Origin of the sequence: Paenibacillus sp. FSL R5-0470, from assembly GCF_037975205.1 — a bacterium.
Taxonomy (GTDB): Bacteria; Bacillota; Bacilli; order Paenibacillales; family Paenibacillaceae; genus Paenibacillus_AQ.
On record NZ_CP150238.1, the window covers coordinates 819,589 to 841,954 of the forward strand.

Consider the following 22,366-nt stretch of genomic DNA (forward strand, 5'->3'; position numbering starts at 1 on the left):
TCCTCGCTTGTTCTGAGTTTAAATCTTGACTATACGTATAAGCGTACCGTATAATATTCCCAAGTATGGTACTCATATGCGTAACACTCAGAAACTTATTGTTCTTGCTAACGTATATTTTTATCCCATTCTTGAGTGGCACTAATAGATTTACTTTAAAAAAGTTATACGTACAAAAGGAAATAAAAACTATTCATAATCAGTGTAAATGAAAATGTCTACAGACATAGCTTTTCCAAGAAGGTGGGGGTGCAATGCAACATTTGAAGTACAAATATGAGGAGGAAAAGCGCAAGCTGAATGAACTCGGACAGAAATCACTGGAGCAGGGAATTCCGTTAAGCAGTAATGAAGCGGTTCAGGCCCAGAGTCGTAAGATGGACGAACTCATTAATCGGATGTATCAAGAAAAAGTTGGACATACAGCATCTTTTCGTTTGAACTTTTGTCTTGGAGGAGATGTGGTGGGCTTTCCTGTATGGTTTTTACAGACAATTCAAGGTCGATTGGATGAGGTGACCGCACAGATTGAACATCAATCCGAGCCTAGACATGTTTTTGAAGAAGAGCGCAAAGCTTTTCAAGCGTTGTTTGACTCCATGGACATTGCACGTATGCCAGAGTTTGAGTACTGGGAGGATAAGCTTCAATTGAAGCAAGCCGTTCTTTATGAACGTCTATATCTACAAGGACTAAAGGATGGCATGCAGCTTGCAAATGCCTTTACTGTTCCTTCAGCTCTCTCGGACTAAGGCATGCCCTATAGCTGCCGGAAAATACATAAGTATCGGAACCAAAGGGGATAAACGCATACTTTATTTTTGGACTGTACATGCGACAGTCTTTTTTCTTGTATATGTTTGAAGTTCTTGTTTTTTTCGATGCTATTCATTTAAAATGTGGGCAGACTTCCACTCATAATCCAAATAAAGGGATGTTTTACCATATTGTCGAATACTCATACTTATTGTTAATCTAGATCATATGAGGTTCTATTATGCTGAAAACTCTATTTTCTCTCTTTAAAAGATCCGAATCCAAACCGCCACAAGCTGCGCGTAATCCACCAACCTCCAAGCCGAAACCGAAGGTTGCTCCTACACGAATAGGAGAGTTAGGTGAGCATAAAATCAATATCCAACTTGACCAGCTACCTAAGGAGTGTAAATCGTTAGGCGATCTAATGCTTCCTAATCCTAGGTCTCGAACAGGTTACACCCAAATTGATCATATCGTTATTTCCCCTTATTGCTTATTTGTCATTGAGACGAAGAACTACAATGGTGAAATTAAAGGTGGACGAACGGACCAACAATGGACAGTTAGCAACCGTTACAAGATGTATAATCCGTTGAAGCAAAACTATGGACATATTAAGGCCATCGAGAGTCTGATACAAAGTATAGCTGCAGTGAAATTTATCTCTATGGTTTCATTCACTATGAGATGTCGATTTAGTATTGACCCAAACCTTCGGAAAATCCACTCGGACGAACTGGTTGTCTATGATGTGGAACTAAGTGAGTTTATCTCTAGGAAACTGCTCAGTTTGAAAACGGGAACTCCTGAACCTCCTGTTTCTACGGTGCAGATCCAAACGATATATAATCATTTAGTTCAGGCTAATATCACCGATGCCGAAATTCGCAAGCTTCACGTAGAGAATATAAAGCAAAAAAACTAGTTCGTTTATTGGACAGCCAGTGAGGAGATTCTGAGGGCTAATGCGCTAGTGGAAGAAGCAGATATTGTTGCCGTATTAACACCTATCTATAAAGTCTCCTATACAGGTATCTTAAAAACCTATTTAGATCTCCTTCCGCAAAAAGCGCTGGTTGATAAGCGAATTGTACCTATTGCTATTGGGGGTTCGTTAGGCCATCTTCTAGCCGTTGATTATGCATTAAAACCCGTCTTGTCTGTACTGGGTGCTGCTGAGATTTTAAATACGGTTTATTTCTTGGATCGGCAAATAGAACGGTTAGAAGCAGATGGTTATCGTATTGATGAGGAAGCAGAGCAACGCCTAAATGTAGAATTACTAAAGCTTGCACCTGCAAAAATAATTAATTAAGCTAGGGGAGCAGTAAGTAAGGGAGTTACATTAACGCAGCCTTTCGGGGTGGCGTTTTTTTGTGTTGTGATTATTAACCCCATGAACGATCGCTGAAAAAGGTCCTCCGTCTCCATTTGGTGAACTATAAGTTGTATGATGGTTTCTTAATCCCACAATTATCAAAACATTTGTTAATGGTTTGGGCTTTTCTACGTATTAACTTATGTAAGTTTCTTCACAACAAATTGCGCAATTTGTTTAGCTTTTCGATGAAGGTGAGGTGGAAGGAGGGTGAAGATGGAAGTTATCCAGGGTACTGCGGACCGTTACAAGAATATCGAAAGATCACGTGGTGCCATGATGTCAAAAGAGGAATTTACCCGGATGTACGATACGTACTACAAACGTGTTTACAAATATATTAGTTATCGTATTAATAACCACCACGTGTCAGAGGACATCTGCAGTCAGGTGTTTGAGACGGTGATGTGTAAGTATTACAGCTTTTCAGAAGAAAAATCGAATTTTGAGGTTTGGCTGTTTGCCATTGTAAGGAACGCTGTGACGGATTACTTCCGAGGGCAGAAGAAAAGAAGCTACACCTCACTAGATTCTTTGCTGGAGCTCATATTTCCCAAGCCGTCTCCGGAGGAATTGGCGATTCGTGAGGATAATAATCAAGCACTGTTTAAGGCGCTCTCCAAGCTGCGTGAGAAGGAACGTAATATCATTGCAATGAAATATGGGGCTGGGCTGAAAAATTCCGAAGTCGCACAGATCATGGGCGTCAGTGAGTCCAATATTGGTGTCGTATTGCATAGAAGTCTGAAGAAACTGCATATTTCCTTAAAAGCAGGAGGATTCAACCATGAATAAGAAAAATGATGATCTCACAAAATTCAGCAAAACCATAGAGCTGCTTGAGAATGTTGAACAGGATAACACAGCCGCCAAAGAAAGAATTTATAACCGTTTAGTATACAAGCTGGACCATGGAGCTCTTGAACTCAAATCAGAGAAAAAGGACGGGATAACGATGAAAAAAAGTAGCTGGAGAAATGCAATAGTGATTGGTAGTGCAGTAATTTGTCTAGGTGGAGCATTCTCTGCAACCTCCTATGCACAGGATATGTTCCAATCAATCATGGCAAAGTTTGAAGTAGGAAATCTCGAAATCACGCAATACGATAAGGAAATCCCTTCGGCTGCACAGTCAATGACTCCATCTGAAGAGGGGAAAGGCGGGGAGAATGTTGCCATTGAATTGCCGGTTGCACCCAAGTTGACCCTGGATGAAGCACGTGCGGAGCTTGGAATGAACTTCCCGGCACCAACCTGGATGGCAGACTATGAGTTTGTGAATGTTGTTCTTCAGGGGACCAGCATGGTTGAAGTGCAGTATAACTCCGGGGATAAAGCTGTTAATTTCCTAATCTCCAAGGGCGGTGACAATGGGATCAGCACTACAGAAGAAGTGAAAACAGAAGTAATTAACGGGACTAAGGTTTATTTTGCAAATGGAATTGTGATTTGGGAAAAAGATGGCTTTACCATTGAACTTTACGCTCAAGAAGACTTTGACAAAGCTACACTTGGGAAGATCATCGGCAGTTTCAGCATCGGTGCTCCTGTACAGTCCTTAGGGACTGAAGAAGTGAAAGAGAATTTACAGAAGAATGAAGGAGTAGTTGCAGCTCCAGCTTCCGTTCCGGTTGTTGATTCAAAATAAGATGGTCTACTTAGGGTAGAAATGCCCATAGATACACACAAAGAAGACGCGAGGGGATTCCCCTGAGCGTCTTTTTTTTTTACGAGGCTATATACTTCCAACCATTGCTAGCTTCCCAAAACAAAAGTATAATTGAGAATAATTATCAATCAGCGATTTTAATAAAATTCATCCAAGCAGTAAAGAGGTGACAGAATGCAAAAACAATCTCAAAAGACAGATTTAAGTGAGGTTAGAAAATACATAGAAAAGAATTTCACGAAGCCCTTATCTTTGGCTCATTTAGCTGATCTTACTGGTCTTAGTTCCAGTTATTTTTCCTCAGCGTTTAAACAGGAATATATACAAAGTCCAATGGAGTTCGTTACCCAGCTGCGGATTCAAAAGGCTAAACAGTTATTGCAAAAGGAAGACGTTCGCTTGAAGTTTATAGCAGAGGCTGTTGGATATAGTGATGAGTTTTATTTTAGCCGAGTGTTCAAAAAGGTCGAAGGGATATCCCCAACGATGTATTCCAGCCAGCAAAAATCAAATATCGGTGTTGTAACTGGGAACATGATGGGGTATTTACATGCGGCAGGAGTAGTTCCGTTTGCTGCACCCTTAAGTGCAAAATGGACACCGTACTACTATAATTTATGGTCGCAAGAAATCGAGCATAAGGTAACCTTGACCCAAAACAAAAATTATTGCAGCCCCAATGAGCTATTGCATTTGCCAATCGATCTGCTTATTTCTCCCAAAGATTTGTCGTCAGAGCTGGTAAAACAGATAGAGGATCATTTTCCAATCTATTGGTTGGATGATAAACAAGATTGCTTAATAGCGTTAACTGAACTTGCTGCCCGATTAAATAAACAAGAAGAAGCGAAACAATGGATCACGCAGTATAGGGCAAGATTGGAAGACGTTCGTCGCAAGTTAGGGTGGACCTCTACACCGCCTAAAGTTCTAGTTATACGTATTTATCAGCAGCAAATCTTTGCTTATTGCAATACAGGCATCGAGCATCTTTTGTTTCAGGATTTGGGAGCGGTATCTAGTTATGAGCAGCCTGGTCTGTATAATGCCGAGATTACTTTTGATGAGTTAGGTGAGTTGGAGGTAGATAAGCTGTTTACAATTATATGCCCTGATGATGAGTCACGCGCAACATGGCATCATTTGCAGAGAGACGCTGGATTCAAACAGCTAGAGGCTATTAAACAGCAACAAATCTATGTCATTCATTCTGATCCGTGGTTCGAATATTCCCCTGTGGCTTTAAAGCGTATGCTAGAGGAAGTTGCAGTGATGATGATACCTTGAAAATGTACATGAGGAATCATAAGATGTTACATGGTCAATGAGCCCTATCTCTTATACACTCAATACTGAGAATGATTATTATTGAGAAAACAGGAAAGAGGGAAGGTCAATCATGAAGGGGTTTAATACAAAGATAATAAGTTATGTTGTAATGGTTGGTTTATTATCCATTCTACTAACAGCTTGCGGCAGTAATAATACAGCGAATCAGCAAGCAAAAGATACTCCAGCAACAACTAGCGAAGCGAGCGCAACGGAGGAACCAGCTGTAAAAGAAACGGAAGTAGCGGCTAGAGAAGCGTTTGTAGTAACTGACCAAGTAGGCAATACAGTAAACATTCCCGGAACTGTACAAAAGGTGTATGCGCCTGGTCTAGAGGACTACTTAGTAACGCTTGGTGTAACCCCGGTAGCGCAATGGTCCACGGGTGAAAGACCGCAGCAATATCTACAGGATACGTTAAGTGGTGTAGAAGAAATCAGCTTCGCTAATGGTATTCCCTCTCCAGAATCTGTAGTGGATTTGGAGCCGGAATTAATTATATTCCCAACGGCGTTTTATGCACAAAATGGTGTCTATGAAAACTACTCGCAAATTGCTCCAACTTATGTGTTTAAGAATGCTCTGGGTAACGTAGTGGAAGCAACAGAAACGATTGCGAAATTGCTAGGTTTAGAGGATAAGGCAACAGAAGCTATTGCTGCTTATAATACAAAGCTAGAAGAGACTAAAGCACAGTTAGCTAGCGTTTCTGCTGGTAAAAAAGCGATTTATATTAACGCGAATGCGCGTGCGATCTTTTTAGTGGGTAATTTCCATTACGGAGGTTATGTGCTGAGTGAGCTAGGCTTTGCTCAAAGTACTCTTGTAGAAGGTGAAATGTCTGCGGATATTTCGCTGGAAATGCTGTCTGATTTAGATGCTGATTACATCTTTATTAATGATAATGATGGTCTCGGAGATGCCTTCCTGGCAGACATTAAAGCTAGTCCTTTATGGAATGCGCTGCCTGCAGTCCAAGCAGGTAAAGTGTTCGAGGTGGATGGTGATCACTGGAGATCCAGCGGATTAATTGCTTATCAAAAAACGATGGACGATATCGTGAAGTTCCTAAAGCCATGATCATCAAACCGTATGTAAAGCCCAACTATGAAACGATGCTGATTACGAGTAAAGCTAATCATAAGGACTATGAAATCTTTATTGCTAAACCTTTGGATGAGCCCGCAAAAGATGGCTACGGTGTCATCTATGTGCTAGATGGGAATGGACTTTTTGAAACCGCTGCTGAAATCACTCGATTGCTGACGCGTAAGCCTAAAGGATATCCACCCGCGATTGTTGTTGGCATTGGTTATCCTGGGGGTGAGGCATTCGATACAGTGCGTCGAACCTATGATTTAACTATGCCAGCCGAGCTTGCGAATTTACCGAAACGTCCCAACGGGGAGCCTTGGCCTGAATTTGGCGGGGCAGATGAGCTGCTAGCTTTTTTTGAAAAAGAGTTAATGCCAGCCATTGCCCAGCGGTTCGTTATCAATAAGCAGAAGCAAGCATTGTTTGGTCATTCCTTTGGCGGATTATTTGTTCTGCATGCCTTGTTTACACAACCTACCTTGTTTTCGCATTATATTGCAAGCAGTGCTTCCATCTGGTGGAATGATTATTCACTATTAAATGAGTATGAGAATTTTAAAGCTGATTTACACAGCAATACGTTAAGTCATTTACCTAAAACACTTATGATTGCCGGTGAAGAAGAGCTGGATTATATGGTCAAGGATAGCTTGGATCTATGTAACAGCATGATGTCCTTACACATTCCAAGCTTCGAGGTAAGCTGGGCATTGCTTGCGCAAGAGGAGCATGTGAGCGTAATCTCGGGTGCGATTAGTCGAGCCGTCAAATTTTTGCTTACCACATCCTCTGACTTGCGTTAGAAATCATATTCGTTTGCATCTGAGCTGGCCCTTGGCTGGCTCTTTTTGTAAAGTGAAGGGAAAGGGTTGGACACATTGGCCGCAAATGTTCAGAAATCATCTCTAACAGGAGAGAAAAAGTTCTCCTTTTTATTATTGCTAATCTTCATGCTCATCCTATTAATAGGCGTATTAGTGCTTGCTATGGCCCTTGGCGCGAAAAAAATACCCTTTGCAGATGTATTTATGTCGATCATCGCTTTTGATGATAAGGCATCTACTCATCAGGTGATCCAGTCGATTCGTTTCCCCCGAGTACTTGCCGCTATGGCAACGGGCGCTGGATTTGCAGTAAGTGGAGCGATTATTCAAGGAATTAGTCGCAATCCTTTAGCGGATTCGGGGATTCTTGGATTAAATGCTGGAGCAGGTGTCACGCTAGTTATTGCTATGGTTTTCCTGCCGACGCTTACATTTACGGGCACACTTTGGCTCTGTATTCTAGGTGCAGGATTGGGAGCGGGTTTAGTCTTTAGTGTTGGATTATTAAGTAAACGAGGAATGACACCTATTCGACTCGTACTAGCGGGTGCCGCCATATCTGCGATGCTAACTGCCTTAAGTGAAGGAATAAGTATCTTTTTTTCAGTGGCACAGCAGGTGGCTTTTTGGTATGGAGGAGGTTTAAGTGGCATTAGCATGGCTCATTTACAGCAAATGTTGCCTTGGATGCTCCTTGCTCTATTACTTGCTATCGTAATTTCAAAGTCGATTACCATATTATCTGTAGGGGATGAGACAGCGGAAGGTCTAGGCGTTAATATTAAGCTTATCAAAAATCTCTCACTATTATCCGCCTTTATGTTAGCTGGGATTTCATGTGCTTTGGCCGGATCTGTAAGCTTTGTTGGCTTAATTGCTCCGCACTTGGTACGTTACATAGTGGGTGTAGATTATCGTTATATTATTCCATTATCCGCAGTTCTGGGGGCCATCCTTGTTGTGCTTGCTGATTTAGTGGCACGGATCGTAAATTCCCCTTATGAAATACCTGTAGGTGCTGTAATTGCAGTTATTGGCGTTCCGTTCTTTCTGTATTTGGCACGTAAAGAAAGGCGGGAACTATAGTGAAGCTAAAATGGAAATTTATAATTATAGCTATCATTTTACTGCTAGGCTTTATATATAGTGTATCTACTGGTCAAAGCAGCTTAAGCTTACAAGAGTTATGGCAGACCCTATTAGGAAATGGAACACCGAGGCAGGAGCTTGTACTTTTTCAGTTTCGTATTCCTCGTATGATATTGGGGTTTCTAGTGGGTGGCGCGTTGGCGATAGCAGGAATGCTGCTACAAGCCATAAGTCGAAATGCCTTAGCAGACCCAGGCATACTCGGGATAAATGCTGGAGCTGGATTATCCATGATGTTATTTTTGCTGTTACAAAATAGCTCTACTGGCCTACACACTTATGTTCAGCCATTCTATGCCCTATTGGGCGGTTTTATTGTTGTGGCCCTGTTATTTTTGCTTTCCTATGATCGCAATCAAGGCATTATCCCCATTCGATTAATTTATACAGGTATTGCTGTTGCGGCTGCGATTAGCGCATTTATGATTGTGTTAACCTTCGTACTAGATCCTTCGCAATATCAGATGATCAAAGTGTGGCTGGCAGGGAACATAGGGAATAGTAATTGGAGTCACGTGTATGCTATGCTGCCTTGGTTACTTATTATTGTGCCTTTATTAATTCGGAATCATCTTATATTGGATGTGCTAAGGCTTAACGATCCTGTAGTCATTAGTTTAGGGGTATCTTTAAATAAATATCGCGTTTGGTTTTTAGTGTGTAGTGTATTATTAGCGGCACCAGCGGTTGCCGTTAGTGGGAGTATTGGATTTGTAGGTTTAGTGGTTCCACATTTAGTTCGACGACTCTTTCGTGGTCATAAAATAATGATTCCCGCATGCCTATTAATAGGTGGAGGATTAGTTGTTATTGCAGATGCACTTGGTAAAATGGTAGTAGCCAATACTGAAATACCAGCAGGAGTAATCGTGGCTTTAATCGGTGCTCCATACTTCTTATATTTATTAATTAAAAGCGAATAACTGAAAAAAGCTATTGTGTGATTGGTACTGGAAATAAAAAAAGAATGCCTTGATTATGCTATAATCCAAGGCATTCTTTTTTATATCGTTTTCGTTTTCAGCTTTTCTAAAAGAACTTTCCACCAGTGTATAGATTGCTCAAGTTGAGAAACGTAGTAGCTTTCCATGAAATCTACGACTTCACGAGTGGAGCTAACAACATCTATTTGATGGTAAATTTGATTTAATTGATCTTTTTTTATAAGTGACTGTTCAATTTTCTTCTCGATAATCGGGATCACTTTATCAGTCTCTACAAAACGAAGATTCACAAGAGCGACAATCATCTCTGAAATAGATTCTGCATTTTCTATTACCTTATAAATTTTGAGCGGGAGTTCTTTACGCCCTTTATCAGTAATGGAAAACACCTGTTTGTCTGGGCGATGTTCTTCTTTGATAATCTCTACCTGTTCAACTAAGCCCTGTTTCGAAAGAGATTCAAAGTGATAATATAGCTTGCTTTCAGATAGATTGAGCAATTTATCAAAAGGAATAGGGGTGGATAGTTCTTTTTTTAATTTATAAGGATAATTATTTTCATCCATTAACTTACTTAAGATATAAATTTGAATTGACATCACAGAACCCACTCCTAATTGTTGGCTAAACTCTATCTTACCAAACCTAGGCGGTTATTTCAGCTGTATTTTTAACTTCAACGGGCAGTATAGCTTCTTTAGTCACAGGGACAGGTTTATGAACAAACCGGACGATTACAATGTTAATCAACATAGCCCCGGCAAATACGCCCGCTAATCCCCATAAGAAGGGTGCTGGACTAATTGAACCAAACATTTGTGCCAAATAAGCTTGTACAGAATAATACATCGGTGTGATGCGGCCAAACCAATCGTATGGTGTATACATCATATCACGAGGCATGGTAGCACCATTGGCGATGGTTTGCATGAGCAGGATTGGAATATTTAAGACCATACCGCCTTCGCCAACTAGGAAGACCATAATCGCACATACGTTAAATGCAGCCATATACATTAGAATTTGCTGAGCAGCAACTGGTAACAGTAAGGATAGGTCTACATCTGCAATAGAGAATGCAATGGCTAAAGCAACGACTGTTGATAATACAGCGATTAATAAAGCTGTGAATTGAACGAACATAAACAGTTTTGTCTTGCTTGCTTTCCCGCGGTTCGCTTTAAAAGAAGCAACTAATTGCATGGAGGCAATCATTGCCCCAACATAACCAGCCATAGTTAAGAACATAGGTAACATGTTGTTGTGCATGCCGTCCGGAACATCATTGATGACAACATAATTCCCGACATAACTATTCTCAATTTGTGTAGCCATTGCGGTGGCTTGTTCTTCTGGTACGTTAAAGTTCATTAACACACCTTTTGCGGTTTGCTCTGAGAAGTTCGCGCTTAATTGTTTGTTAATTTCTCCTACAACGGAAGACATGGCTGAAGATACCATGGTGGCAGAGGCTTCGTTGACTGTGAAATCAATACTTGCGGATACCTTACCGCTTTGAACGTTGGCGGAAAATTCTTCTGGAATATGGACAACTAGAGCTAACTTATTATGCTCTAATTCATCCATCGCCTTTTTATTCGATACATCGGTTTTTATCGTTTTGAATGGTAAGCTCTCCGAAAACTGACTCGAAATCTGAGCCCCATATTTACCTGCATCATCGTTGACGATAGCAATTTTTAAATCATCCATGTTCCCTGGAAGTGCAGTATACCCTGGTAAGAAAATACCAAGCATCGCAATGGCATAGAACACACCCATAAAAATAGAACCAATGGCCCCTTTGGACTTCAAAAACTGTGAAAACTTCAACTGTATACCTTCTTTCTTCTGAATGGCACTTTTATTTTAGTACTCTAATTAAAGTACTTTTAACTGAGTGAGATTTATAGTACGATAATTCATTAGAAATGTCAAATTTAAGATATAACTGGTAAGTTGTGAATGAATCATCATTCGGGTTGTTACATTGATATATAGTGGATGTGTTAATGTATTAATTAAAAATGAATAACTGAAGGGACTTCGGACATGAACAAGGTTATTGTAATTGGTGCAGGGATATTAGGGGCTTCAGCAGCTTATCAGTTAAGCAAGTTAGGTGCTGAAGTCATAATAATAGATCGTAAAGATGTTGGACAAGCAACAGATGCAGCAGCAGGGATTATTTGTCCTTGGTTGTCTCAACGCAGAAACAAAGCATGGTATCGTCTTGCTAAGGCGGGAGCAAGCTTTTATCCAGCACTTATTCAAGAGTTGGAAGAGACAGGAGAAACCGAGACTGGATACGCAAAAGTAGGAGCAATATGTATTCATGATGATCTGAGAAAGTTACTCGCGATGAAAGAAAGAGCGGAGCTTCGCAGAGAGGACGCCCCTGAAATAGGTGAGCTTACGATGCTGACGGATCTTCAAGCACAAGAGAAGTTTCCATTATTATCGGAAGGTTATCATGCGCTTCATGTATCGGGTGCAGCAAGAGTGGATGGACGTGAATTACGTGATGCTTTGTTAAGGGCGGCACAGCGTAACGGTGCGCAATTGATTGAGGGAGATGCTATTCTTGAGCATGATGATCATGAAATTAAAGGGGTTAGCGTAGGAGAACAGATATTCACAGCAGATGAAGTGATTGTGTGTGCAGGGGCCTGGTCTAACGCTTTGCTTCATCCGCTTGGGATCATGCTTCAGGTGCGTTATCAGAAGGCTCAAATTATGCACTTGAAGCTTGCTCAACAAGCGAGTACCGAGCAATGGCCTGTAGTAATGCCGCCTACAGATCAATATATCCTTGCATTTGCGGATCAAAATATCGTAGTAGGTGCTACTCACGAAAATGATGTTGTGGGTTATGATACCTCTGTAACCGCAGGTGGAATGCAAGAAATTTTAAATAAAGGTCTTCAAACGGCCTCCGGTCTTGCAGATTGTAGCCTAAATGAGATAAGAGTAGGCTTCCGTCCATTTACAGCAGATTTTCTTCCCGTGTTAGGCAGGGTTCAAGGATGGAATAAACTAATTGTTGCTAATGGGCTAGGGTCATCGGGATTAACGATGGGACCCTTTCTTGGTGAGCAGCTAGCCAAGCTAGCCATGGATCAACAGGTAGATATTCCGCTTGAAGACTATGCATTAGAGCATACGATAAATTGATTAGTACGAGCACGTATGGAGGGAAAGTCCAAACATTCACCGGAGTCACGAACTTACCTTAATAGAAAAATCTTAAGTTCAACTAGTATAGCGAAGGTTTTTTTTATCCTTTATACTGAAAAGACCAATTTATCTTCCTAGGAGTTGTCTAACGAATCATGATAAAGAAAGAAGTCGCGCATATACGCAAGCAATTTAAGCTAGATCACGATTTAATGAATATTTACGATATTCTCAACGTGTATATTATGAAGGAAAGCAATGAGATCTATCATTGGGAGCGCCTGCCGTTTGGAATGGTGGATAGAGAGAAGCAGGAGCTGTACATGGGCAATTTCAAAAAACTCTTGACCGGCGAACTGGATCAGAAATTGTTCGAGTTGAAGTTTCAGGCGGAAGCGGAGGAGCCAGCGCAGGTGATGCTTCACCAAGCTTTGGTGACTGGGGATCCAGATGAATGGCAGGACCTGATGCTGCTGTTGGTGGACAGAATGATGGCGGATACCCATTATGAACGCGATACGGTGATCACTTTCGTTCGCGGACAGTATTACCGCCCGACCAAAGATAGAAACGATGAAGCCGAGGAAAGTGAGAAAAACGAAATGTTCGCGCATCCGTTTATTCTATGCAGCGTGAATTCCACGGAGAAGCAACGGAAAGCTCTCTTATTTGATTATGTGGAAAGGGAATTTAAGTACAATGTTATTGTAGATCCGATCGTCAAGTTAAGTACGCCGGAGCAGGGCTTCTTTTACCCAAGCGTGACGGATAATTATTCCGATGTGAACCGCATTCTGTATTGTACGGGAAAATCGAATTTTCCAGATCCGCATTTCATCGAGCAGGTCTTGAACGCTGAAAGATCCTTGACGGCACTGGAAGAGAGAGCTATTTTCGAAGATATCGTGAAGGAAGTGGCGGGCGATCAACTTGACGCGACCACCATTGCTCAGCTGTACGAGGAAATCCACCAGGTCATTGAAACCAACCAAGATGAAGAAGAACCTCCTAAACTTGACTATAGAGATGTAGAACGTGTGCTGAAGGTAAGCGGGGTTGAAGACGTGACGATGGAAAAAGTGGAACGTGCGTTTGAAACCATCGTCGACGATAAGCACTATGAAATGAAGGCAAGTAGTGTGATGCCGAAATTCACTACAAAATCGATAAAGATCGAAACAAAGGTAGCTACGATTTCGGTCAGTCCACAGGATTTGAAATATGTGAAGCAAGTGAATTATCAAGGTAGACGCTGCATTTTGATTGAGGTTGACGAAGATGCTGTGATCGAAGGATTTACACTCACTACAGAAACGCTTTAGATTTTTTAATAGCGGGCTATCCTTAAAGTCTTTGATCAAGACTTGGGATAGCCCTTTTTGTATCAAATATGGTACTTAAAGATATAGTGGATATATTCTTTTGCACTAGTATTAATTTCTTCATCGCTCGCTTGAAATGGCGGATAACTATACCAATACAAAGGGAATTGAAAGATCACATGGTCATAGGCTTCCATTAGATTTTGCTCTCTAGGAATATCAATGTTCCAGTCAGGATACTCTTTATAAATCTCATGAAGGGTAATATCGTTCGGATATTGCAGTAGCGCTTCTTTCCAGCGCTGGTTGACCCTCGAATTCTCAAGGTTGGGATGTGCCACAATCACCATTGTTTTCATAATGAATCTCCATTCCAGGCCTATATTAAGCGTATTTCTTCAAAATGCTGCGCCTTATTTTTATGAATATCATCATTATCTTGCAGGTTTTAAAAAAGAAAATACACACAATAAAGTAAGATGGTTACTTTGAAGTACGTACTAGACTCACGAAATAATATATGAAAAAATGAAGTTTTGGGTAATTTAATTAGATCTGTATGAACGAGTTGTTATTCTATGAAACAATATAATCTAGGGATAGAGGCAACACTAGAAATCATCGGTGGAAAGTGGAAAGCTTTGATCATCTGCTTATTGATGTCCGGTGTGAATTGCAGCGCAATATTCAGGGCATCTCACAAAAGGTCCTGATCCAGCAGATGCCGCCAAAAGTTGAATATAGCCTGACGGAATATGGGGTTACAGCCAATAAGATCGTTGACGTTATGTGTTCTTGGGGAAAAGAAAATATTAGAATCAGACAAGAACAAGGAGAAGAGATCGTCTTGTCGGAGGAGTTGTAACTGTTATAGCCGTCGAATAGGTTTGTACTTTAATTGGATCAAACTGATTTTACAGAATTGTTATCAAACTATTAAAAAAAAGTAGGGTAGCTCAAATCCCATAGTATAGCCGATGAAAGCGTTTCTATTGATTTTGCGACCGCTATCCCCAAAAAAAATTGGCATTATTTAGTGCTTGAAGTTCCTCTGATATGGATATTTTATTTATTTATTGTTTTATTTCAATAGGATAATGTTACCTTACCGTAACACTGTCCTAGGTTTGCAGGACTATAATAAGTCTGTAATCGACACCAACCTTAAAAGACCATCGGAGGTAACACAATGAAAATAAAGAAAACATTATCCGTTGCATTATGTGTAGCAGCAGTCGCATCTTTCTCATCTCAAGCAATGGCCAATCCTGTCACAACGCCAACCAGTTCAACCGTAGCAACATCCGCTAATCAAGTTGGACAAAAATTTACACTAGCTGGTGTTAAAACGAACGCCAATACAGTATTGATAGCAACAAGAACGGTTGATCTTGATTTGGATGGCGTAAAAGACACTTTATATCTCATCGGCGACAAAAATGAATCTCCTGACTTCGACAACATTAATCTCATCGTTGTAAACGGCAAAACAAACAAAGTGTTAAACGCAGGGATTAAAGACTTTGGTGGTTTGAACGCGAAAATCAGCTATGTGAGTGATTTCAATAATGACCATGCACTTGATGTGATGATTACTGCGTACTCCGGTGGCAACCAAGGTTCTACCAATGCTAGAATCGTAACTTTCAAGAATGATACCCCTTCTATTATTCTGGGCGGGGATTTGAAGGTGAAAGGCGAACGGGCATTATTCAGAACATTAGAAGCAGTCGATGTGGAAAATGATGGCGTGAACGAACTGCTTGGAATCAGAATCCTCCATGGTGAAGCTACTTCAGTGGTAACAGGCTATGAAAAAGTATGGTTTGCGTACAAAAACGGCGAATTCCAAGTTAGCAAAACAGAAACTACTAAAGAAGACCCCTTCAAACAACCTGCACTTGGTGAACTGACTGTTGGCCAACCTTTCGCATTGCAAGGTGTTAACACAACAGATAAGACTGTTCTTATCAGAAAACAAGTTAACGATGTTAATAAAGACGGTGTCCAAGATAAAATCTATCTGATCGGTGACAAAGCAGATGAGCTTGGTTATGTAAGCAACATCAACCTGGTTGTTGTAGATGGCAAAACAAACACATTGAAAGATGCAAAAATCAGCGGTTTCGATGGCTACAAACCAGAAATTCAATGGATTGGTGATTTTAACGGGGACAAAGCAAATGATGTAATGTTTACAGCATTCTCCGGTGGTAACAATGGTACGACAGATGCTTACATATTGTCTTTCACAGGTGATAAGGTACAACCGCTTTTGAGTGTAAAACCTGTTGTGGATGGTAAACCAGCATTTTTCAACACTTTAGAGCAAGTGGATCTTAATAAAGATGGTGTATATGATCTGGTGGGAACTAGAAAAATTCGCGGTGACGCTGAAGCTATAGTTCTAGGTGAGGAAAAAACAACATTCACATTCAAAGACGGTGCTTTCAAGGTTGTGGGTACAGAAACCATTAAATCCGATAGCAAGCCAGTGACTAGACCATCAACTACAACAAGTGATTTCACCGTTGGCAAACGCTTTGAGCTTAAGGGGATTACAACAACAGCAAAAACGATTTTGCTAGCGAAACAACAAGTGGATGTAACTGGTAATGGTGTTTCGGATAATGTCTTACTGATTGGTAACAAGGATGCCGCTAATGGTGGTCTGGTTACAGATATCAACATCGTCGTTCTAGAAGGTAAGACTAAAAAAGTGATCAACAGTAATATCAAAGACTTCTCGGGTTACCAACCAAAGATCAACTTCATTGGCGATTTCAACGGTGATAAATCTAAAGATGTCATGATTACTGTATACTCTGGCGGTAACAGCGGTAGCACCAATGCTTACGTAGTATCCTTCAAAGACAGTGGTGTTAAAGTTCTTCTTAACGAGTACGTGAAAGTGAATGGCAAACGTTCGCTCTACAATACAATGAAGGCTTCTGATGTAGATAAAAACGGAGTCTATGAGATTGTTGCAACAAAAACGATTCGTGGTGAAGCTACTTCCGTAATTAAAGGCGTAGAAACCTCTGTTCTTGCTTACAAAAACGGAGCATTCCAAGTTCGTTCGACAACTATGAAGAATTCGAAATAACCTTATAGCAAAAACCTAATTGTGAGGGAGTCTCCCAGTAGCCATAAAAAAGTGGCTACCGGGGGACTCTCTTTTTTTGGAGTTGGATTGACTTGTGCTCTTGGTGAGAACGCCTAAAACTAAACTCTCCCTTGCTCAAAAAGTCTTGCGGATCCATTATTAAATTACAAAATAACACGTTGATCTAAAGGAGAGAAAACAATCTTATGGAACTAAAAAAAATAAATGAATCGATTTATTATTTAGAAAATGTTAGAGAAACAGACAGACCTGTTTTGGGATATGTTGTAGGTGAGAACTTTTCAATTATGATTGATTGTGGTAATTCAAAATCGCATTTTGATGCCTTTATAAAGGGTTTGGATGATCACAATCTATCTCGTCCCAAATATGCTTTGATTACGCACTGGCATTGGGATCATACCTTTGGTATGCATGCTTTTGAGGGGGAAACCATAGTATCTTCAGCAACGAATGAGGTACTAAAGCGATTGAAAGCGTGGAAATGGGATGAAGAGTCCGTTGTAAAACGTTTAGAGACAAAAGAAGAAATAGATTTCGCCTATAACTGTATGAAAAAAGAATACGATACGTTCGATAAGATTTCGGTCAGCACAGGATCGATTATTTTCGAGGATTCTTTAACATTGGATTTAGGGGGCATCACTTGCCAAATCCTCAAGGTAGGAGGGCCGCATGAAGCAGACTCTTGTGTTGTATATGTTAAAGAAGCGGAGGTTTTATTTGCAGGTGATGCACATAGTGGAGATTATTATCATGGAGAAGGTAAAATTGATCCCATAAAAATGAAGGAATATGTTGAGTTTTTAAAAAATCTTTCATTCACTACGTATATCCCAGGGCACGACGCCCCTATGAGCAAGGAGCAAATCATTTCTGTGTTAAGTAGATTTTGTGAAGTGAAGTAAACAGGGACTCCCTTTCCCTATACCCAACCTGTAAACTCCAGTATAGATGCTTTTGCAGATTGGGCTTCGGAATGTGCGCCTTTACGCCATTGTTTGGGAGATTCGCCCATAAGCTTGGAGAAACATCGGTTGAAGCTGGAAATAGACTGAAAACCGACTTGTTCAGAGATGGAGAGGATGGAAGCATCCGTGCTTTTTAACTGCTTGCAGGCCTCTTCAATACGAGTGCTGTTTAGGAAATCGAGAGGTGCGGTCCCCATGATCTCATGGAATTTTCTGCGAAAATGAGTGGTGCTTAGATGGCACAGATCAGCTAGGTCATTGATGGTAATAGGTATCATATAGTTTTTGGTGATGTATTCCAGAACCGGAGAGATGACAAAATCACCTTTCAGGTTATGCTCTGTTTCTTGCTCTACTAAGGGTTCATTCCGGGAATGAATTCTAAGCAGTTCTATATAAAGGGATAATAATAAGCCGTAGGCACTTTCCTGATAGTAAGGATTTTTGTGCTTCAATTCCTCTACGACCGATGTCGCAAGGGTATAAACCTTGGGATGTTCCTCCTTGTTCAAAACACAATTCATTCCCTTGATCGCCCACAAATTTGGCTCGAAGTCACTATAAGCGCTTTTGAATGAATGCTGAAAGAGCTCCTCAGGTGAAAAAAAGATATAAGACCACAGACTGGCTTCATTTGGCGAACTATACGTTGTATGAGGCAGATACCTAGGGATGAAGGTCACATCTCCGGCTTTAAAGGGTACGGATTCACCTTTGATCTCCATGATGCCGCTATCCGAATGACAAATGCCAATCTCTAAATGGTTATGAAAATGAAGATGTTCACTTTTGATATCGGAAATCTTCCAACGTTCACCGCTTAACAGTAAAATAGGGAAGTTTATCGGCAAGCTGTAGTGGCGGTATTCGATGACGGGTTTCTTTTTTCTGGGCATAATCTCAATACTCCCGTTCCGTTGATTTGTGTAGATTATAGGTGAAAGAGCTTTCAAGTTCAACTATATAAAGAGATCTTTATATTATACAATTTTGGAAAAAAGTGGCGGAGGAGAAGTTTGGAACTGTAGGAGCGTTAGCGTCCGCCTTTGTCTGCAGATTTCCACCGCGAAGAGCGGTATAAAATCAAGAAATCTGCAGACAACAGCGGCCGGAAGTCCAAACATTCTCTGTAGTCACGGCCAATCCCGAAATATAAGAACCACTAGTTAATGGTTGAAATTGCACAGATTAGTTATGAATATGCTTAGAATCAGACCATTTTACTCCTTACAATAGAGTTAGTAAAGCGTTTACATAGGACGGACAGCTCTCAGCGCCAATGGGGGTGTGTGCGAAAGAGAGGAGAATCAAGATGCTTCAATTAACTTATGACAGAGAAGAGATTCTAAGCGTCATCGACAAAGTAGTTAGAAAAACAATGACGATGGATTTAACATGGGACTGGCCTTGTGGTGTGGCTTATTATGGGGTATCCAGAGCTTATGAAACTACAGGAAATAAAGAGTATTTGGATATGCTTGTCCAGTGGGCAGATGAATATATTGAGCTGGGCCTGCCGGACTGGACGGTAAATACCTGTGCCATGGGGCATATGCTGATTACCTTGTATGAAGAAACAGGCAATCAGAAATATTGGGATATTGTAATGAGCAAGGTGGATTATCTGCAGAACCATGCGCTCAGATTCGGAGATCATGTGCTGCAGCATACCGTATCCGTCTCTAATGATTTTCCAGAGCAGGCATGGGCAGATACGTTGTTTATGGCGGCATTTTTTCTGCTCCGTGTTGGAAGTAAATTAAACGATCAGGAAATGATCCAGGATGCCCTGAATCAATATTACTGGCATATCAAATACCTGCAAGACCCTAGCAGCGGCCTCTGGTACCATGGCTACAATAATGTGAAGCAGGATCATATGTCCGGACTATATTGGGGCAGAGCAAATGCTTGGGGCGCATATACCATGTCGCAAGTCAAAAAGCTTTTGAAAGAATGGTATTTGTATCCGGCGTGTATGGACGTGGAGTGTTCGCTGCGCGATCAATTGGCGGCACTCAAGCTTGTGCAAACGGAGAACGGCTTGTGGCGGACAGTGCTTGATGACGAAGAATCTTATGAAGAAGTATCTGCCTCTTGCGGGATAGCGGCTGCAATGATCAATAACGGCAATCCGCTGCATACCAAATATGTGCAAAAGGCGCTGAAGGGTATCCTAAGCAATATCAGCGAGGATGGACGTGTACTGGGAGTATCGGGCGGAACAGCGGTTATGAAGGACCGGGAAGGCTATCGCAATATTCCAAAAGACTGGATTCAAGGCTGGGGTCAAGGCTTAGCACTCTCTTTTCTGTCCGATATGCTCAAATAGGAGGGATCCAAGTTGTCCAAGCAAACAACGGGGGCCTTTACACTACCGGGCGAATCCGGTTATGAGGCACTGACCTTAGAGTTAGCTGAACGGTGGGGTGCCGATGTCATCCGTGACAGTGACGGTACACAGTTGTCCGATGAGATTATCAACGCAGGATACGGCATTTATTCTACAATCTGTATCATCAGAGATCATAACGAATGGGCATCTCAAAACCCTGATAAGCTACAGCAGAGCTTTTTAATTACTAATCCGAAGGTAGCGGTCGAAGATTATTTATCCATCTATTTGATGGAGGACTTTTTCGCTGAGCAATTCCGAGTAAATGATTCCAAAGAGGCGTTTAAGTACTGGCAGGTTTTTGACCGAACGACTGGTGATGAGGTTCCAAAAGAACAGTGGAATTATGAACGGGAATCAGGAAATGTAGTCATTACTGGAATTGCGCCATGGCATAAGTATACGGTCAGCTTCATGGTCTACCGGATTTGGGAAGAGATCTCCATGTACAATCACACCACGAATCACTGGGAAAAAGAGCATCTGATGCAGATTGATCCCATCTATGTTGAAACGCAAAAGTATTTGCTCCACTTCCTTGAAGATTGGTGTCGTAAGCATAAGGAAACAACGGTGGTTCGGTTTACGTCCCTATTTTATAATTTCGCCTGGATCTGGGGCAGCAATGAGCGCAATCGCCATTTGTTCTCGGACTGGGGTTCATATGATTTTACGGTAAGCTCAAGAGCGCTTGATCTGTTTGCTCAAAAATATGGGTATTCGCTCACGGCCGAGGATTTTGTGAATGGTGGAAAATATCGTGTCAGTCATATCCCGGCGCAACAGCGCAAGCTGGACTGGATGGCATTTATCAATGATTTTGTCATCGAATTTAGTAAGAAATTAATTGATATTGTGCATGGGTACGACAAGCTGGCATATGTCTTCTATGATGACAGTTGGGTTGGCATGGAGCCTTACAATGATCGTTTCGAGGAGTTTGGCTTCGACGGGATGATTAAATGTGTGTTCTCAGGGTTCGAGGCAAGAATGTGTTCAGGTGTAAAAGTAGATACCCATGAGATTCGGCTGCATCCCTACTTGTTTCCGGTTGGTTTAGGTGGTCTGCCTACCTTTATGGAGGGAGGGAACCCTACACTAGATGCCAAAAAATATTGGATCAATATCCGGCGTGCTCTACTCAGAGAGCCTATAGATCGAATTGGATTGGGTGGATATTTGCATCTTGTAGAGCCTTATCCGGATTTTTGTGATTATATCGAAAAGATTGCGGGTGAATTCAGAGAAATTAAAGAGCTGCATCATAAAGGCAAACCGTATCATATTAAGACGAAGGTAGCCATTCTGCACGCTTGGGGCAAATGGAGATCGTGGACCTTGTCCGGGCATTTCCACGAAACGTATATGCATGATTTGATTCATATCAACGAGGCTTTATCCGGATTGCCGATTGAAGTACAGTTCATTGATTTTGAGGATATCCGTCAGGGGATTTTAAAAGATTGTGATGTAGTGATCAATGCCGGATCGGCTGGTTCAGCATGGAGTGGTGGAGAACGCTGGAGGGACAACAATTGTGTGGACTTACTGACAAAGTGGGTGAATGAAGGTGGTACTTTTATAGGCGTGAATCAGCCTTCAGCGCTTGAAGGGTATGACAGCTTTTTCAGAATGGCACATGTTCTCGGTGTAGATGAGGATACAGGCTCCAGAGTAGCGCATGGGAAATGGACATATGAAGTGAAGGATGGGCTTGGTTTAGTACCTATTGGGGCTAGCATAACACCCAAAAATAACATTTATCTTACTGATGGAGCAGCAGCGGTTGTGACTGAAACGGATGGTCTATTAACACTGTCCACCCATGCTTTCGGTAAAGGAAAGGGGATCTACCTTCCATCTTTCCAATTCAGCTTTGAGAATACAAGATTGCTGCTGAATTTGATTCGTTTTGCTGGCAATGAGTTCACGGAGACCAAGTATATTACGGATAACTTATATACAGAGTGTGCTTATTATCCGGAAAGTAAAATCCTCGTGGTCATTAACAATAGCGATCAGCTTCAAAAAACTACGATTCATACGGAATATGGACAACACACCCTGGAGTTAGATCCTTTTGACACGATGATTAAAATGATTGGGGATTAATAATATCGGCATAGGAACGGAAAAACCATCCATGGTTATAACATTTAAAAGCTCAAGCTGCGGCTAACCTGCCGATGCTTGAGCTTTTTGTTGTAAAGCGAATATGCTATACGT

General features: G+C 41.3%; 20 protein-coding genes and 1 pseudogene. 17 read left to right on the top strand and 4 right to left on the bottom strand.

Annotated features, from left to right (window positions below; genetic code table 11):
* Positions 1–254 precede the first annotated feature (254 nt).
* From MKY99_RS03585 to MKY99_RS03630, 10 genes are all read left to right on the top strand, one after another.
* A complete protein-coding gene (locus MKY99_RS03585) occupies positions 255–752 on the top strand; it encodes a hypothetical protein (RefSeq protein ID WP_339268694.1) in 498 nt (165 codons plus the stop codon).
* A 245-nt stretch (positions 753–997) separates the two neighbouring features.
* Complete coding sequence (locus MKY99_RS03590; RefSeq protein ID WP_339268695.1) at positions 998–1,684, top strand: nuclease-related domain-containing protein; 687 nt, start codon at positions 998–1,000, stop codon at positions 1,682–1,684.
* A 30-nt stretch (positions 1,685–1,714) separates the two neighbouring features.
* Complete coding sequence (locus MKY99_RS03595; protein ID WP_339271481.1) at positions 1,715–2,074, top strand: NAD(P)H-dependent oxidoreductase; 360 nt, start codon at positions 1,715–1,717, stop codon at positions 2,072–2,074.
* Between the two features lie 279 nt (positions 2,075–2,353).
* Positions 2,354–2,932 (top strand): sigma-70 family RNA polymerase sigma factor, encoded by a 579-nt coding sequence (locus MKY99_RS03600; RefSeq protein WP_052404147.1) that lies wholly within the window; start codon positions 2,354–2,356, stop codon positions 2,930–2,932.
* A complete protein-coding gene (locus MKY99_RS03605; protein ID WP_339268697.1) occupies positions 2,925–3,785 on the top strand; it encodes a hypothetical protein in 861 nt (286 codons plus the stop codon). The genes MKY99_RS03600 and MKY99_RS03605 overlap by 8 nt, the downstream gene beginning before the upstream one ends.
* A gap of 195 nt (positions 3,786–3,980) precedes the next feature.
* Positions 3,981–5,093, top strand: a complete 1,113-nt coding sequence (locus MKY99_RS03610) for a helix-turn-helix domain-containing protein (protein ID WP_339268699.1) — start codon at positions 3,981–3,983, stop codon at positions 5,091–5,093.
* Positions 5,094–5,205: 112 nt separating this feature from the next.
* Complete coding sequence (locus MKY99_RS03615; protein WP_076306684.1) at positions 5,206–6,216, top strand: ABC transporter substrate-binding protein; 1,011 nt, start codon at positions 5,206–5,208, stop codon at positions 6,214–6,216.
* Positions 6,213–7,034, top strand: a complete 822-nt coding sequence (locus MKY99_RS03620) for an alpha/beta hydrolase-fold protein (protein ID WP_339268701.1) — start codon at positions 6,213–6,215, stop codon at positions 7,032–7,034. Before MKY99_RS03615 ends, MKY99_RS03620 begins: the two co-directional genes overlap by 4 nt.
* A gap of 147 nt (positions 7,035–7,181) precedes the next feature.
* Positions 7,182–8,141: an iron ABC transporter permease gene (locus tag MKY99_RS03625; protein ID WP_339268702.1), complete on the top strand. Its 960-nt coding sequence runs from the start codon at positions 7,182–7,184 to the stop codon at positions 8,139–8,141.
* Positions 8,141–9,127, top strand: a complete 987-nt coding sequence (locus tag MKY99_RS03630) for an iron ABC transporter permease (protein ID WP_339268704.1) — start codon at positions 8,141–8,143, stop codon at positions 9,125–9,127. Before MKY99_RS03625 ends, MKY99_RS03630 begins: the two co-directional genes overlap by 1 nt.
* Before the next feature lie 80 nt (positions 9,128–9,207).
* On the opposite strand, the gene MKY99_RS03635 is transcribed toward MKY99_RS03630, so the two are convergent.
* Both MKY99_RS03635 and MKY99_RS03640 read right to left on the bottom strand, forming a co-directional pair.
* The gene (locus tag MKY99_RS03635; protein WP_339271483.1) at positions 9,208–9,747 is read right to left on the bottom strand and encodes a helix-turn-helix transcriptional regulator; all 540 of its coding nucleotides are present in this window, start codon (positions 9,745–9,747) and stop codon (positions 9,208–9,210) included.
* A 46-nt stretch (positions 9,748–9,793) separates the two neighbouring features.
* A complete protein-coding gene (locus tag MKY99_RS03640; RefSeq protein ID WP_339268706.1) occupies positions 9,794–10,981 on the bottom strand; it encodes an ABC transporter permease in 1,188 nt (395 codons plus the stop codon).
* Between the two features lie 219 nt (positions 10,982–11,200).
* Here MKY99_RS03640 and MKY99_RS03645 point away from each other — a divergent pair, with 219 nt between their 5' ends.
* A complete protein-coding gene (locus tag MKY99_RS03645; protein ID WP_339268708.1) occupies positions 11,201–12,322 on the top strand; it encodes an FAD-binding oxidoreductase in 1,122 nt (373 codons plus the stop codon).
* 158 nt (positions 12,323–12,480) lie between these two features.
* Positions 12,481–13,647 (top strand): DUF4317 domain-containing protein, encoded by a 1,167-nt coding sequence (locus MKY99_RS03650; RefSeq protein ID WP_339268710.1) that lies wholly within the window; start codon positions 12,481–12,483, stop codon positions 13,645–13,647.
* A gap of 62 nt (positions 13,648–13,709) precedes the next feature.
* Here the strand turns inward: MKY99_RS03650 and MKY99_RS03655 are convergent, their stop codons facing one another.
* Positions 13,710–14,006: an NAD(P)H-dependent oxidoreductase gene (locus MKY99_RS03655; protein WP_339268712.1), complete on the bottom strand. Its 297-nt coding sequence runs from the start codon at positions 14,004–14,006 to the stop codon at positions 13,710–13,712.
* A 219-nt stretch (positions 14,007–14,225) separates the two neighbouring features.
* Here MKY99_RS03655 and MKY99_RS03660 point away from each other — a divergent pair.
* The 3 genes and pseudogenes from MKY99_RS03660 to MKY99_RS03670 all read left to right on the top strand — a co-directional run bounded on the left by MKY99_RS03660 (position 14,226) and on the right by MKY99_RS03670 (position 17,682).
* Positions 14,226–14,512, top strand: a pseudogene (locus MKY99_RS03660) (helix-turn-helix domain-containing protein).
* 324 nt (positions 14,513–14,836) lie between these two features.
* Positions 14,837–16,753, top strand: coding sequence for a hypothetical protein (locus MKY99_RS03665; protein ID WP_339268714.1), 1,917 nt, complete (start codon positions 14,837–14,839; stop codon positions 16,751–16,753).
* Between the two features lie 206 nt (positions 16,754–16,959).
* Positions 16,960–17,682, top strand: coding sequence for an MBL fold metallo-hydrolase (locus MKY99_RS03670; RefSeq protein ID WP_339268716.1), 723 nt, complete (start codon positions 16,960–16,962; stop codon positions 17,680–17,682).
* A gap of 17 nt (positions 17,683–17,699) precedes the next feature.
* On the opposite strand, the gene MKY99_RS03675 is transcribed toward MKY99_RS03670, so the two are convergent.
* Positions 17,700–18,641, bottom strand: coding sequence for an AraC family transcriptional regulator (locus MKY99_RS03675; protein ID WP_339268719.1), 942 nt, complete (start codon positions 18,639–18,641; stop codon positions 17,700–17,702).
* 416 nt (positions 18,642–19,057) lie between these two features.
* Here MKY99_RS03675 and MKY99_RS03680 point away from each other — a divergent pair, with 416 nt between their 5' ends.
* Positions 19,058–20,077 (top strand): glycoside hydrolase family 88 protein, encoded by a 1,020-nt coding sequence (locus MKY99_RS03680; protein WP_339268721.1) that lies wholly within the window; start codon positions 19,058–19,060, stop codon positions 20,075–20,077.
* A gap of 12 nt (positions 20,078–20,089) precedes the next feature.
* Positions 20,090–22,252 carry a 1,3-beta-galactosyl-N-acetylhexosamine phosphorylase gene (gene gnpA / locus MKY99_RS03685; protein ID WP_339268723.1) on the top strand — a complete coding sequence of 721 codons (2,163 nt, stop codon included), beginning with the start codon at positions 20,090–20,092 and terminating at the stop codon, positions 22,250–22,252.
* Positions 22,253–22,366: the final 114 nt, after the last annotated feature.

What these genes read in the sequence shown, in the direction of transcription:
- MKY99_RS03585 (WP_339268694.1), top strand. Translation starts at nt 255, where the DNA reads ATGCAACATTTGAAGTACAAATATGAGGAGGAAAAGCGCAAGCTGAAT.
- MKY99_RS03590 (WP_339268695.1), top strand. Translation starts at nt 998, where the DNA reads ATGCTGAAAACTCTATTTTCTCTCTTTAAAAGATCCGAATCCAAACCG.
- MKY99_RS03600 (WP_052404147.1), top strand. Translation starts at nt 2,354, where the DNA reads ATGGAAGTTATCCAGGGTACTGCGGACCGTTACAAGAATATCGAAAGA.
- MKY99_RS03605 (WP_339268697.1), top strand. Translation starts at nt 2,925, where the DNA reads ATGAATAAGAAAAATGATGATCTCACAAAATTCAGCAAAACCATAGAG.
- MKY99_RS03610 (WP_339268699.1), top strand. Translation starts at nt 3,981, where the DNA reads ATGCAAAAACAATCTCAAAAGACAGATTTAAGTGAGGTTAGAAAATAC.
- MKY99_RS03615 (WP_076306684.1), top strand. Translation starts at nt 5,206, where the DNA reads ATGAAGGGGTTTAATACAAAGATAATAAGTTATGTTGTAATGGTTGGT.
- MKY99_RS03620 (WP_339268701.1), top strand. Translation starts at nt 6,213, where the DNA reads ATGATCATCAAACCGTATGTAAAGCCCAACTATGAAACGATGCTGATT.
- MKY99_RS03625 (WP_339268702.1), top strand. Translation starts at nt 7,182, where the DNA reads ATGCTCATCCTATTAATAGGCGTATTAGTGCTTGCTATGGCCCTTGGC.
- MKY99_RS03635 (WP_339271483.1), bottom strand. Translation starts at nt 9,747, where the DNA reads ATGTCAATTCAAATTTATATCTTAAGTAAGTTAATGGATGAAAATAAT.
- MKY99_RS03645 (WP_339268708.1), top strand. Translation starts at nt 11,201, where the DNA reads ATGAACAAGGTTATTGTAATTGGTGCAGGGATATTAGGGGCTTCAGCA.
- MKY99_RS03650 (WP_339268710.1), top strand. Translation starts at nt 12,481, where the DNA reads ATGATAAAGAAAGAAGTCGCGCATATACGCAAGCAATTTAAGCTAGAT.
- MKY99_RS03655 (WP_339268712.1), bottom strand. Translation starts at nt 14,006, where the DNA reads ATGAAAACAATGGTGATTGTGGCACATCCCAACCTTGAGAATTCGAGG.
- MKY99_RS03665 (WP_339268714.1), top strand. Translation starts at nt 14,837, where the DNA reads ATGAAAATAAAGAAAACATTATCCGTTGCATTATGTGTAGCAGCAGTC.
- MKY99_RS03670 (WP_339268716.1), top strand. Translation starts at nt 16,960, where the DNA reads ATGGAACTAAAAAAAATAAATGAATCGATTTATTATTTAGAAAATGTT.
- MKY99_RS03675 (WP_339268719.1), bottom strand. Translation starts at nt 18,641, where the DNA reads ATGCCCAGAAAAAAGAAACCCGTCATCGAATACCGCCACTACAGCTTG.
- MKY99_RS03680 (WP_339268721.1), top strand. Translation starts at nt 19,058, where the DNA reads ATGCTTCAATTAACTTATGACAGAGAAGAGATTCTAAGCGTCATCGAC.